This is a genomic window from Pontibacter litorisediminis, from assembly GCF_029360645.1.
In the GTDB taxonomy this organism is placed as follows: Bacteria; Bacteroidota; Bacteroidia; order Cytophagales; family Hymenobacteraceae; genus Pontibacter; species Pontibacter litorisediminis.
Genome location: NZ_JARDUA010000001.1, coordinates 402,063 through 415,537 on the forward strand (window position 1 = coordinate 402,063; position 13,475 = coordinate 415,537).

The 13,475-nt window shown below is 52.5% G+C and carries 12 protein-coding genes; 7 read left to right on the forward strand and 5 right to left on the reverse strand.

Going from position 1 to position 13,475, the window contains the following annotated elements:
• Positions 1-29: 29 nt before the first annotated feature.
• Complete coding sequence (gene mtaB / locus PXG97_RS01800) at positions 30-1,349, forward strand: tRNA (N(6)-L-threonylcarbamoyladenosine(37)-C(2))-methylthiotransferase MtaB (RefSeq protein ID WP_276496003.1); 1,320 nt, start codon at positions 30-32, stop codon at positions 1,347-1,349.
• A 68-nt stretch (positions 1,350-1,417) separates the two neighbouring features.
• Entirely contained in the window at positions 1,418-2,038 is a 621-nt protein-coding gene (locus PXG97_RS01805; protein WP_276496004.1) for an OmpH/Skp family outer membrane protein, read from the forward strand.
• A 76-nt stretch (positions 2,039-2,114) separates the two neighbouring features.
• Here PXG97_RS01805 and PXG97_RS01810 read toward each other — a convergent pair whose 3' ends face one another.
• Positions 2,115-3,359, reverse strand: a complete 1,245-nt coding sequence (locus PXG97_RS01810) for an ABC transporter permease (protein WP_276496005.1) — start codon at positions 3,357-3,359, stop codon at positions 2,115-2,117.
• A 133-nt stretch (positions 3,360-3,492) separates the two neighbouring features.
• Between PXG97_RS01810 and PXG97_RS01815 the strand changes: the two genes are divergently transcribed.
• On the forward strand, positions 3,493-4,758 hold the full coding sequence (locus PXG97_RS01815; protein WP_276496006.1) for an asparagine synthetase B: 1,266 nt from the start codon (positions 3,493-3,495) through the stop codon (positions 4,756-4,758).
• A 175-nt stretch (positions 4,759-4,933) separates the two neighbouring features.
• On the opposite strand, the gene PXG97_RS01820 is transcribed toward PXG97_RS01815, so the two are convergent.
• From PXG97_RS01820 to lpxK, 4 genes are read right to left on the reverse strand one after another with little or no spacing between them, the layout of a single operon-like run.
• Positions 4,934-5,545 carry a MiaE family protein gene (locus tag PXG97_RS01820; protein WP_276496007.1) on the reverse strand — a complete coding sequence of 204 codons (612 nt, stop codon included), beginning with the start codon at positions 5,543-5,545 and terminating at the stop codon, positions 4,934-4,936.
• Positions 5,476-5,700, reverse strand: a complete 225-nt coding sequence (locus PXG97_RS21465) for a twin-arginine translocation signal domain-containing protein (protein ID WP_420851751.1) — start codon at positions 5,698-5,700, stop codon at positions 5,476-5,478. The genes PXG97_RS01820 and PXG97_RS21465 overlap by 70 nt, the downstream gene beginning before the upstream one ends.
• Positions 5,618-7,576: a putative porin gene (locus PXG97_RS01825; RefSeq protein ID WP_276496008.1), complete on the reverse strand. Its 1,959-nt coding sequence runs from the start codon at positions 7,574-7,576 to the stop codon at positions 5,618-5,620. Before PXG97_RS01825 ends, PXG97_RS21465 begins: the two co-directional genes overlap by 83 nt.
• Positions 7,577-7,596: 20 nt before the next feature.
• Complete coding sequence (gene lpxK, locus PXG97_RS01830; RefSeq protein ID WP_276496009.1) at positions 7,597-8,670, reverse strand: tetraacyldisaccharide 4'-kinase; 1,074 nt, start codon at positions 8,668-8,670, stop codon at positions 7,597-7,599.
• A gap of 72 nt (positions 8,671-8,742) precedes the next feature.
• On the opposite strand from lpxK, the gene PXG97_RS01835 reads away from it, so the two are divergent.
• From PXG97_RS01835 to PXG97_RS01850, 4 genes are read left to right on the forward strand one after another with little or no spacing between them, the layout of a single operon-like run.
• Positions 8,743-9,843, forward strand: a complete 1,101-nt coding sequence (locus tag PXG97_RS01835) for a Nif3-like dinuclear metal center hexameric protein (protein ID WP_276496010.1) — start codon at positions 8,743-8,745, stop codon at positions 9,841-9,843.
• Positions 9,844-9,846: 3 nt separating this feature from the next.
• A complete protein-coding gene (locus tag PXG97_RS01840) occupies positions 9,847-10,578 on the forward strand; it encodes a zinc ribbon domain-containing protein (protein ID WP_276496011.1) in 732 nt (243 codons plus the stop codon).
• Positions 10,579-10,626: 48 nt separating this feature from the next.
• Positions 10,627-12,093 (forward strand): tetratricopeptide repeat protein, encoded by a 1,467-nt coding sequence (locus tag PXG97_RS01845; RefSeq protein ID WP_276496013.1) that lies wholly within the window; start codon positions 10,627-10,629, stop codon positions 12,091-12,093.
• A gap of 6 nt (positions 12,094-12,099) precedes the next feature.
• Positions 12,100-13,389 (forward strand): anthranilate synthase component I family protein, encoded by a 1,290-nt coding sequence (locus PXG97_RS01850; protein ID WP_276496014.1) that lies wholly within the window; start codon positions 12,100-12,102, stop codon positions 13,387-13,389.
• Positions 13,390-13,475: the final 86 nt, after the last annotated feature.

Below are 13,475 nucleotides of genomic sequence, written 5' to 3' on the forward strand. Positions count from 1 at the left end.
AAATTATTTTGTACCTTTGCCCCCTGATTATGAAGAAAGTAGCTTTTTATACCTTAGGATGTAAGCTTAACTACTCTGAAACCAGCACCATTGGCCGTATTTTCCAGGAGCGGGGGTTTGAGAAGGTAGAGTTTACTGAAAAACCGGACATCTACATTATCAATACCTGCTCGGTTACCGATAATGCCGACAAGAAGTGCCGTAAGATCGTGAAGGAGGCGCAGAAGCACTCTCCGAATGCTTTTATCGCCATACTTGGTTGCTATGCCCAGCTGAAGCCGAAAGAAATATCCGAGATCCCGGGTGTGGACGCCGTACTGGGTGCTGCCGAGAAATTTCAGTTGGTAGATATACTGGAGACCTTTGAAAAGAAGGACAAGGCGGAAATCTACGCCAGCCCTATATCAGAGGCAAACACCTTCCACAACTCCTACTCTTTCGGCGACCGCACCCGCACGTTCCTGAAGGTACAGGATGGCTGCGACTATTCCTGCACCTTCTGCACCATTCCCCTGGCCCGCGGCAACAGCCGCTCCGACAGCATTGCCAATGTAGTGCGATCTGCCAATGAGATCGCCGAATCAGGCGTGAAGGAGATTGTGCTGACTGGCGTAAACACCGGCGACTTCGGCCTGCAGGACGGCGAGCGTGTAGAAACCTTCTTTGGGCTGGTACAGGAGCTGGATAAAGTGGAACGAATCGAGCGCTTCCGCATCTCCTCTATCGAGCCCAACCTGCTGAAAGACGAGATTATTGAATTTGTGGCCGGCAGCCAGCGCTTTATGCCGCACTTCCACGTGCCGCTGCAATCTGGCTCTAACAAGATTCTGAAGCTGATGCGCCGCCGCTACCTGCGCGAGCTGTACGCAGACCGCGTGGCCAAGATAAAAGCGCTGATGCCGCACTGCTGCATTGGGGTGGATGTGATTGTGGGATTCCCGGGCGAGACGGAAGAAGACTTCCTGGAGACGTATAACTTCATTAACGGATTGGACGTGAGTTACCTGCACGTGTTCCCTTACTCGGAGCGCGAGAACACGCTAGCTCCCGAGATGGAAGGCAAGGTAAGTATAAAAGACCGCAACCGCCGCGCCGACATGCTCCGCATCCTGTCTGAAAAGAAAAAGCGCCACTTCTATGAGCAGAACATTGGCCGTGAGTTTACGGTGCTGTTTGAGGATGACGTGAAAGACGGGCAGATGGAAGGCTGGACGGAGAATTACGTGCGCGTGGTGGCCAAGTATGATCCGGTACTGGTAAACGAGCTGAAGCACGTACGCCTCACGCAGATCGACGCCCAGGGACTGATGGAAGCAGAGGAAACTTTCCAGGAGGTGCTCAAGCATTAGGATTTTGCCTGAGAAATACTTTATATTTAAGCTGCGAAATCTTCCAACAAAACAAATTAAGATAAAGCGTGAAAGTTTTAAAAATGACATTAGGTTTGGCTGCCGCCTCTGCCATGATGGTAGCCTGCAACCAAAAGGGTGGCGAAACCACTGCCGCCTCTTCCAACACTGAGATTGCTGCTGGCAAGCCGGACATCGTGTATGTGAACTCAGACTCCCTGCTGGCCAACTACGAATATTTTAAGGATGTGCGTGACCGCCTGCAGAAAAAAGCAGAGCAGAAAGAGAAAGACCTGCGCACACAAGCGGAGTCTTTCCAGAAAGAAGTACAGCGTTTCCAGCAGAATGCCGCTACCATGTCGCAGCAGCAGGCGCAGGCCACTGAGCAGCGTCTGATGCAAAAGCAGCAGCAACTGCAGGCCCTGCAGCAGAGCTCTGGCAATGAGCTGATGAGCGAGGAATCGGAAGAGATGAAGAAGATCTACGACCGCGTGGAGGAGTACCTGAAGCAGCTGAGCAACGAGGAAGGTTACAAAATGGTGCTGACGTACCAGCGTGGCAACAGCGCTATCCTGTACGGCGACTCAACGTTAGACATTACCACTAGCGTAGTATCTGCCCTGAACAAAAACTATGAGTCTGAGAAAGCCGAGGCTGGCAAGAAAAAAGAAGAGGAAAAGAAGAAGTAAACTTCTGACAAGTATAAAACAAAAAGCCTGCAGCATTCGAGCTGCAGGCTTTTTGTTTTATAGTATAGTTAAACCGCTACTCATACCGCAGCGATTCTATCGGATCGAGTTTAGAGGCTTTGTAGGCCGGGTAGTAACCCGACACCACCCCCACCAGCACACAGATTGTAAGGCCGGTGATGATCCAGAACCACGGTACAAAGAAACCGCCTCCCTCCGCAATCAAGGTGGCAATGCCATTCCCCATCAAGATGCCAAGCAGTATGCCTACTAACCCGCCAAGCAAGCAGATCACGATTGCCTCGATCAGGAACTGCTGGCGGATCTGAAACGAGGTAGCGCCCATGGCTTTCCGCACACCAATCTCGCGCGTGCGCTCGTTCACGGACACCATCATGATGTTCATCAGGCCCACAGAGGCACCCAGCAGTGTAATAAAGCCGATCACGCCTCCCCCCAGCTTCAGGTAGCCTGAGATCTCGTCCAGGCTTTGCACCAGCGAGTCGGAGCGGCGAATCTCAAAAGAGTCTTCCTGCCCTAAAGGGTCCTGGCGGATGCTGCGCATCTTACCGGTAGCCTCTCCCATAACGTAGTTCAGCTCATCGGCCCTGTAAATGGCCGTTTTAATATCGTAATTTAGCTCTGAATTACCGTTGCGCGGTATTTGACGCCCGGTTTCCAGCGGTATCAGAATGCGCCTGTCGCTACTGCCGCCCATGCTGCTGCCCCGCTTCTCCATCTGCCCCACAATCTTGAACCGTCGGCCCAGAAACGTGATGTAGCCCCCCAGGGGATCCTTGTTCTTGAAAAGAGTACTCGAAATCTCATCCCCTACAATGGCTACATTGGCGCCTTGCTCCTGCTCAAAGGAAGAGAAGTCGCGGCCATTGGCCAGGTTTAGGTTGTTGTTGAGCATGTAGTTTTCGTCCACCCCTACCACGCTGATGTTAGGGTTCGTTTTCTCTGTCTCGCTCTTTACCACCGTAGCCCCTGAAACGAAGGCAGAAAGGCTGACGCGGGCCTCGTCCTCCATCAGGCTCTTGTACTGCATGGCCTGCTCGTAGGAAATAGTGGGGTATACTTTATCTGCCCGCCCGCCCTGGCTGCCGCGGTTGTCCATGCCTTTCCGGCGGATGTCAAAGGAGTTGGCGCCGAGGTTGGAGAAGGTCTGCGTGAGAGACTGCTTCATGCCATCCACCGCCGTCAGGATACCCACCAACGACATGATGCCGATAGAGATGATCAAACCGGTAAGTATGGTGCGGAGCAAATTGCTTTGAATGGCTCGCAGGCCCTCTAAAATATTTTCGAGTAGGTTCATCGGTTGAAAAGATGTGCGCTTTTGTTATCTTTTACGTTAAGTATAAAAATCGGCACGCTGCTTCTAAGATAGTCGCATTTTCTGAAAAAAGAACCACTTTTATACAGTTGATTACTTTTTAAAGACAAATCAGATGTTTTTCCGTACCACCGCTCTTGTACTCTGTTTCCTTGCTTTATACTTGCCGGCCCTGGCGAGCACGATTTTGGTTCCGATGGACGAATCGCAGAAGGACCACCTAAAGTCTTATGGCATTGCCTATTGGGTGCTGGAGCAGAATGTGCCGGTGGATTGGCTCCTGAACTACCGCGGCGGGAGCTTTGCCTTTAACCACATGCCCCAACTGGAGAATGAGCTGATCGTGCGGGGTGTAAGCTATACGGTTATCTCAGATGCCCAGTACAACAGCATCCTGACCGAGATCGGCAACCCGGAGGCGAACATGGACATCATGAAGCTGGAGAAAGTGCCGAAGGTGGCGGTGTACTCCCCCAAATCCAAAATGCCTTGGGATGACGCCGTAACGCTGGTGCTGACCTATGCGGAGATCCCTTATGATGTGATCTATGACAAGGAGATTATACAGGAGGCCTTGCCAAAGTATGACTGGCTGCACCTGCACCACGAAGATTTTACCGGGCAGTACGGCAAGTTCTACGCCAGCTACCGCCATTACCCCTGGTACCAGGAGCAGCAGCGCGAGTCGGAGGAGTCTGCCGCTGAGCTGGGTTTTCAGAAAGTGTCCCAGCTGAAGCTGGCGGTAGTAAACAAGATAAAGGATTTCACGGCCGGAGGCGGCTTTTTGTTTGCCATGTGCTCTGCCACCGACACCTACGACATTGCCCTGGCTGCAGAGGGAGTAGACATTGTGGAGGCAATGTTTGATGGCGATGCCGCCGACCCTAATGCGCAGGAAAAGCTGGATTTCAGCAAAACCTTTGCCTTTCAGGATTTCAGGATCTCACGCAACCCCCTGGAGTATGAGTACTCCAATATCGACATGCAGCCGCAGGAGCGCCCTGTAACCGAAGCCAACGATTACTTCCAGTTATTCACTTTTTCCGCTAAGTGGGATCCTATCCCGACGATGCTGACGCAAAACCACGTGAAAACCATCAAGGGCTTCATGGGCCAGACCACGGCGTTCCGCAAAGGTTTGGTGAAGCCGGAGGTAGTGGTAATGGGCGAGAATAAAGAGCTGGGTGAAATTCGCTACATGCACGGTACCTACGCGCGCGGCACCTGGACCTTCTACGGCGGCCACGACCCGGAAGACTACCAGCACCTGGTGGGCGAAGACCCCACTGACCTGGCGCTGCACCCGAACTCACCCGGTTACCGCCTTATCCTAAACAACATCCTCTTCCCGGCTGCCAAAAAGAAAAAGCAGAAAACTTGATTTTCGTTATTCGTTGCTGGTTGTTCGTTATTCGGGTGCGGGTGGTAGACAGTCTTTAGAAGCTTAGCTCACTCTACTACGTTGATCGTTTAACTATGTGCCAATGCTTGAGCAAGAGAAGATACCTAATTCCTGTAGAGGACTAATAGCTAATAACGAACAACCAGCTACGAAATCAATGCATCCTATCCGGGCGTGGCTCCAGGTTGCGGATGATATCGGCCTCAATGGCCAGCAGCTCCTTCAGGCGGGCATCCACCTCCTCAGCGGGCATATACTCCTTGGCCAGCTTTACGAAGCTAACATAATGCCCCGCCTCTGACACCATCAGCTCGTAGTAGAACTTCTGCAGCTCCTCGTCCTGGATGTTCTTCCAGAGCAGTTTAAAGCGCTCGCAGCTGCGGGCCTCTATCAGGGCGTTCACCAGCAGGTGGTCCATGAGCTGCCGCTCACGCTTATTGCCTTTGCGGATGTGCTTCGTTAGCTGAACCACATACTCATCGGGGCGGTTGCGGCCCAGGCCATAACCACGCTTCTTGAGCTGCTCCATCACCCGCTCAAAATGGCTCCACTCCTCTGCCACCAGCTCGGTCATTTCCTCCACCAGGCGCTCCTTGTCGGGGTACTTCACGATCAGCGAGATGCCGGAAGTAGCGGCTTTCTGCTCGCAGTAGGCGTGGTCTACCAGTATCTCCTCAATGTTTTTTTCTGCAATGTTCACCCAGCGCGGGTCGGTAGGCAGCTCCAGGCGAAGTATGGTTTTAGTAGGTTGCTGAGTCGTGGACATGGGTAATCTAATGTTGCTTGGGTAATAAAGCGTATGGAATAATTGTGGTTATACTTGTAAAGGATGCTGCCTTTAATCAAAGAACCTCCACATAACGCCAAACACAAAGCTGCGGCGCAGGCCCGGATAAAGCGGCGTCTGGAAATACACGGGATCTGAAAGGCCCTGGTTCACGTGGCTCATCTTCAGGAAAACGTTCACAGTTTTAATGTCGGCATTCATGAAGACTTCGGCCACAGGATAGCCCTGCACCAGGAAATCATTCTGCACATAGAACTGCTGCGTTACCGGCATGTAGCCATAGCCATAGTACTCGGAGGCATAATTGCCCTGCACACCCAACTGCACAAAGAGGGCATTCTTAAACAGCGGCCCCTGCACGTATACTTTAGACTCCACCAGCCACTCCGGCATCGGAATGTTATTGGCCTCGTCGGTATTGGTATAAACAACGAGATTATCGAAATACAGCGGCCCGAAGTTGATCTTGTGGGAGATGCTGCCGCCCCAGAAGCGCTGGCTACCGCTTGCCTGCACCGGTACTGCCGCTTCGTTAAAGTATACCCAGCGCTTCACGTTAGTATAGTGGCCGTCGAGCTTGAGGTACTGGCGTTTTCCGATTTTCTGATGCAGGCCAGCACCGATGCGGTCCACCACAATGTTACCGAAATCTTTACTCCAGGAATAGTGGTTGCCGAGCATGTAGTCCTGCACACGTGAGGGGGAGTAGAGAACGCGTTGCAGGGTGCCATAAGCGCCACCAAGCCTGGCTGTTCCTTTAATGCGGTAGTCCCCCGCCAGCTGGTATTCGGCGCTACCCGTAATCTCTGCCAGATCTTTATAGAAAAACCGTATATCACCACCCAAAAACACCTGGTCATAGCCGCCGCTTGCACTAATTGTTTTAAAAACGTTTCCTCTGGTCAAGACCGAGTCTGGAATATTGTTGGCTGTGTCGATAGAATCTATGGCGCTGTACATAATATTGGCATTCCGCAACTTCACGTAGGCCTTGTAGGATGACAGCTTATTATTTCCGGTCAGGCCAAAGGTGTTCTCCAGCTCTTTATACTCAGTAGCATCGTTCGTGCGGCCATAGCTGTACTTAAACGTGGGGTACAGGTATGTAGCACGAGCAACAGTGGTGTCCCGATCACCTACACGATCAGTAGTGGTAGGGATCGCGTCATCCAAATAGGCATTGCGCTGGCGGTAATAGTCAAAGGTGTGGTATACTTTCAGGTTTTCCTGGGCAAGCCGGTAAATATGCGTCAGGTGCAGGTTATTCCTGGATTCCTCGTTCAGCGCCTGGTTCAGGTACACGGGTGCCTCCTCGTACGCCCTCAGCTCGATTTCGCCTCTGGCTGTTGTGTCAATGCCGCCCGTCTCTACCTGCTCCACCTTCATAAAGGTATAGTTAAAAAACAGGTCGTACTTCTCGTTCTTGGAGCGGTAGTGGGTAAAGGCCTTTATCGCCTGGTTGTCGATGAAGTCGCGGGTTTGCCTTCTGCGGGCGGCGGGGCCTATTTGCTGGTCGGCTGAGAGGATCTGGTAAGCCACGCCAAAATTCCAGCGCTCGTTAATGTTGCGCGTGTGCAGGGCCTCAAACGCTATTTCGCCACGGCCTCCCTGTACGTAATCCAGGTAAGTATAGGGCGAGCGCGTGTTGTAATAGGTTACTTTCTGCGGGTCATAGGCATATCGGTCGAAGATGTTCTTGCCCAGCCTCACCCCGATTTTGTCGGGCAGTTGAAACAGCATGGGAGTGGCTGCCGTGCCGATGTTGCCCAAGTGCTGGTAAAAGCTCGTGTCGTTATACCAGTAGCGCTCGTTGTGGTGGTTGTTCAGTGATGTATCGATCGGCGTGGCAGTGTAACGCCCCATTAGCACATCCTGCTCATAAAGTTTCAGCACTGTTTTCGGGCCATAGAGCATCTTTGTGGTGTCATCTATGATCTGGGCATAACTTTCCGTGTTTACCAGCAGCAAACTCAGTAGTAACAGTATAAAGACAGATAGTTTTCTCTTCACGCTTCAAAAATAGTGAAATATTAACGGATTTTCGCAGCCTCAGGCCGTAGCATCTGCCCCTGCACATGCTGCAGCACCAATTGGTCGAATTTTTCCCCGTCCGCCATAAACTGTACTTTGATCGGCACAAAAAAGATCGGCAGCTGGCTCGTTAAGGGCCCCAAATTAGCGTCAGTCAGCTTAACAGCATCTTTACGGGTGGTTATCACAGAGGCACCTGCATATCCTGGCTGCAGCAGCAGGTTTTGCAGCTCTTCCAGGTTGCCCTGGGTGTAGTGATGGTGATCAGGGTAAGCGATATGCTTCAGCAATGTATAACCTTCCTTTTCCAAATGTTCCTTCAGCGGTTCAGCATTAGCGATGCCTGTCAGCAGTACCACCTTTTTTTCAGGTGTGGCAGCCTCACCCATCGCCACAAAGGCTCCGTAGGCAAAGGAAGAGAAAAAGACAGGGATCCCTGGGGCACTATACTGCCTCACCAGCTTTTGGATGCTTTCCCGCTCCTGAGGCCCCATTGTAGCAGGGCATTTGCTCACCACCACGGCGTCCGCACGTTTGGCCCCGTTGCGTGGTTCCCGAAGCCGGCCAGCTGGCAGCACATAATCTTTATAAAAGGGACGGTTGTAGTCTGTGATGAGCAGGTTGAGAGAGGGTTGTACCGGCCTGTGCTGCATCGCGTCATCCAGCACCACCACCTCTAGCTGTGGCAAACGTTCCAGCAACTGCTCAATCCCCTTCACGCGATCCTCGCACACAGCCACGGCAACCTGGTTAAAGTCAAGGTGGTATTGATACGGCTCATCCCCAAGTAGCGCAGCTGTGGAGCAGTCATTTGCCAATATGAATCCTTTGCTCTGCCGCTTGTAGCCACGGCTGAGTGTCGCCACGTTGTAAGCGTGCAGCAAGCGCAGCAGGTACTCCACGTGCGGCGTTTTGCCGGTACCCCCTACCGTGAGGTTTCCCACGGCAATAACTGGAAGGCTGAAGCGCCTGGAGGGAAGCATGCCTTTGTCGTAGCCCAGGTTGCGGAGCCGCATGATGCCTCCGTAGAGCTGCGAAAAGGGCCAGAGCGGTATGTGCAGATAGTGGTGCATGGTTTTGTAACGCGTGCAAATTACGTTAATTTTAGCGAGCCGAAGCTAACCACTGAACGAAAGAGAGAAACTATGGCAAAAATAAAGGAAGTAACCGCCCTGCTGGATCAACTCGCGCCGCTCCGTTACCAGGAGAGCTACGATAACGCCGGCCTGCAAACAGGTGACGCCAACGCCGAAGTAACCGGCGTGCTGGTAACGCTGGATTGCACCGAGGCCGTGCTGGAAGAGGCAATGGCCAAGGGCTGTAACCTGGTGGTGGCGCACCACCCGGTTATCTTCAAAGGGTTAAAGCAGCTAACGGGGCGCAGCTATGTGGAGCGCACCATCATAAAGGCTATACAGAACAACATCGCCATATATGCCAGCCATACCAACCTGGACAATGTACTGAACGGCGTGAATACCAAAATTGCGACTAAATTGGGCCTGCAGCAGCAGCGTATCCTGGTAAATAAGCCCTCTACCCTCATGCAGCTGGTTACCTTCGTGCCCGTAGAAAGCACGGATGCTGTGCTGGAGGCGCTGCACAAGGCTGGGGCCGGCAACGTGGGAGAATACAGCGGCTGCAGCTTCAGTGTTACCGGCACCGGACGCTTCACGCCTTCGGAGCAGGCTGACCCTACCATTGGCAGCGCCAATAAAGCGGAGCAGGTGCAGGAGAACCGTCTGGAGCTGCTCTTTCCGGCAGTGCTGCAGGGCAAGATCATGGCGGCACTTAAGCAGGCACACCCTTACGAGGAAGTGGCGCATTACCTCTACACCCTGGAGAACCAGAACCAGGAAGTGGGGATTGGAGTGATCGGCGAATTGGAGCGGGAGCTAACAGAGCAGGAATTTCTGGCTTACCTGAAGGAGCGTATGGGGCTGCAGGGCCTGCGCTATACGAGCATCGGAGGCAAGAAGGTGCAGCGCGTGGCGGTTTGTGGCGGAGCCGGTAGTTTCCTGATAAAAGACGCGCTGCGGCAGGGTGCAGATGCCCTGGTGACGGGCGATGTGAAGTACCATGAGTTCTTTGATGCCGAAGGGCAACTGATGATAGCCGATATCGGCCATTACGAAAGCGAGGTATACACAAAGGAGATATTTTATGACGTAATTTCAAAAAGTTTTCCTAATTTTGCAGTCTTAATATCGCAAGTAAACACTAACCCCGTCAGATACACTTTTTAATACATGGAAAGTACTGTAGCCAGCAAACTGGAAGCACTGTCAAAGCTTCAAAACATCGATTCGCAGCTTGATGAGATTAAACGAGTTAGAGGAGACCTGCCTGAAGAGGTTCAGGACCTGGAAGATGAGATTGAAGGCTATGAGGTAAGGGTTCGTAAGTTTGATGATGAGGTAGCTGCCCTGAATGACACCATTGCTCAGCGCAAGCAAGCTATCAAAGATTCTGAAAGCCTGATTCGCAAGTACGAAGATCAGCAGCAGAACGTCCGCAACAACCGCGAGTACGACGCCATCACCAAAGAAGTTGAACTTCAGAAACTGGAAATACAGATCTCTGAGAAAAAAATAAAAGAAGCTAACTTCCAGATCGAGCAGAAGATCAACGAGATCGAGGACACCAAGCACCGCTTGGAGGAGCGCCGCAAAGACCTGGACAACAAGCAGAAAGAGCTGGAGCAGATCGTGGCAGAAAGCCAGGAAGAAGAAAGAAAGCTGGAGGAAGAGCGTCAGAATGCTGCCTCTGTGGTAGAAGACCGCCTGCTGAGCGCTTACAACCGTATCCGCAAAAACGTGCGTAACGGGCTGGCTGTGGTATCGGTGAAGCGTGACGCCTGCGGTGGCTGCTTTAACACGGTTCCGCCACAGCGCCAGGCTGATATCGCTGCACAGAAGAAAATCATCGTTTGCGAGCACTGCGGCCGCATCCTGGCGGGCGTTGAGCAGCGTGTGTACTAATTAGAATCAATCTTGAGCGAATACCGCTTTCATACAAACCAAAAAAGGATGGCTAAACCCCATCCTTTTTTTTTGCTGCCGGTTTTATGGTTGTTTTGCCATGCCCTGGCCGCCTCCCCTGCTTTGCCCCCGCCCCAAATGGCCGCTTACCAGGAGCTACTCAAACTGAGGGTTGAACCGGGCCGCGCCATGCTCAAGCAGCAGCCACAAAACAGTGCCACCGTATTGCTGCTTGCCAACTATGGCGACTTCCTGGAGCTGTGCGTGCAGCAGAATCAACTGAAGTATGAACAGCTTGTGGCGCTGCAGGAAGAGCGCCTAGAGAAGCTGGAAGCCTTGCCAATGGGCGTGTGGCGCGATTACGCCTTAGCCGAAGGGAAACTGCAGGTAGCAATGGCTAAACTATTATTTGGCAACCGTTTATCTGCTGCCTGGGACTTCCGAAAAGCTTATCTGCAGTACACCCGCAACGCGCAAGAGTACCCCGACTTTATCCCCAATAAGAAGAACCTCGGCGTGTTGCAGGTTCTGATCGGGTCTGTGCCAGACAAGTATAAATGGTTCCTGGGGATCATTGGCCTGCAGGGAAGCACAAAGCAAGGCATGGCGAATCTGAGGCAAGCGACTTCTCTGGAAAACCCCTTCCAGCTGGAGGCGCGCCTGCTGTACACGGTGCTTCTTCACCTGACAGACCCGAAGAGCAAAGAGCAGGCCTTACGGCAGGCGAAGGCCATGGCTAAAGATGAACCGGACAACCTGCTGCTCCAGTTCATGGCGATGCACCTGCTCAAAAAATCCCAAGCCAGCGAAGAGGCCCTGCAAGTATACCTGCACCGCCCTAAGGGCAATGGCTACCTTACGTTTCCGTACCTGCACCACATGGCCGCCGATCTCTACCTCTTCCGCGCAGACTTTGACAAATCCATACAGGAAAACCAGCGTTTTCTTGAACTGCACCATGGGCAACATTACCTGAAGTCCGCTAACTACAAGCTGCACCTGGCTTACGCCCTGAGCAACCATACACCACAGGCGCAATGGTTCTTACAGCAAATACCTAAAGCAGGCATTGAGGAAAGTGAGGAAGACAAATATGCCGCCAGGTATGCACTGAAACAGAAGCAGGAGCCGCTCGTAAAGCCGCTGATGCAGGCCCGCCTCCACTCCGACGGCGGGTATTACCAGCAGGCATTACAGGCCCTGCAGCGCCTGCAGCTCACGCAAGCCACTCCCACAGCGGTGCAGGCCGAGTACTACTACCGCAAGGCCCGCATCTACCAAGGCATTGACTCGCTGCAGCAGGCACTACCCTTGTACCAAAAAGCCATCAGCCTTTGCCAAGGCACAGATTTATACTTTGCCCCAAGCGCTGCCTTGCAATCTGGGTACATTTATCAGGAGCTGGGGTTGCCAGCGAAAGCAAAGCTCTGCTTTAAGCAGGCGCTAAGCTATAGGCAGCACGCGTATAAAAATAGTATAGACGCCAAGGCCAAGCTGGCACTGTCGACTTTATAGAGCATCATGCATAAAGAAGAGATACCGTACAGCGAGTTGCCAATTAGTGCAGCGGAGTTTCGGCTGAAGGCGCTGGCTTGGGCGGATGCCCACGTGCTGGCAGCCTACTATACTTCCAATAACATTGCTTACCCGCACGAGGGGTTTGAGGAGTTGCTGGCAGTGTCCAATAGAGAGGTGTTGCCCTTGCCAGAGGAAAATGCATACAAGAACCTGCGCCAGATTTTAAGGCAGCCAAACCCGCTGCTTTGCGGCTATCTGGGCTACGACCTGAAGAACCAGACCGAGAAACTAAGCAGCCATAACCATGACGGGCTTGGTTTCCCCCTGTTGACATTTTTCGTTCCGGAAGCATACTTATACTTTAATACCACAAGTATAAGTATCTATGATTATGAAGCCTATGCCCTAACAATTCTTAGCGCCATCCTGGCCACACCCACTCCTGCTCCCGCTGCCCCGGCAAGTATAATGCTAGAGCAACGGGTTACGAAGGAGCAGTACATCCGGCAAGTGGAGCAGATCCGGCAGCATATCTTGGAGGGAGATGTGTACGAACTCAATTACTGCATGGAGTTCTTTGCCGAGCAGGTGCAGTTACAGCCCCTCCCCCTCTACCTGGCCTTGAACGAGGCCTCTCCCACGCCATTCTCCGGCTACCTGAAGCTGCAGGACAAATACCTGCTCTGCGCCTCACCGGAGCGGTTCTTGAAAAAAGAAAATACTACATTAATCTCCCAGCCAATTAAAGGCACCATTCGCCGTGGCAACACCCCGGAAGAGGACCGTCAGCTCCAGCACCAGCTCCGAAACGATGAAAAAGAATTGGCTGAGAATATGATGATCGTGGACCTGGTTCGCAATGATTTGAGCCGCTCCTGCGCCACCGGAACCGTGCAGGTAGAAGAAATGTTCGGGATTTACGGCTTCAGGCAGGTGTCACAGATGATCTCTACCGTGGTAGGTACCTTAAGGCCGGAAAAGGACTTGGTGGATGCGCTAATAGGCGCTTTCCCGATGGGGAGCATGACCGGAGCCCCCAAGATCAGCGCCATGCAACTGATAGAGGAGCTGGAGAACACCAAGCGCGGGCTTTACTCGGGAGCCTTCGGCTACATCAAACCCAGTGGCGACTGCGATTTTAACGTTGTGATCCGGAGCATGCAGTATAATGCCAGCAGCGGCTACTTAAGCTTTATGGTTGGAAGCGCCATTACCTATGACTCTGACCCGGAGCGAGAGTATGAGGAATGCCTGTTGAAAGCAAAGGCTATGTTTAAGGTACTGGGAGTTTAGCAATATAGGGGCGATCAGTGTGCTTGCGTACGGATGGTCCTAAACCAATCCTGCTCTATACGATAGCATGTATTTTTTGCCGCCAT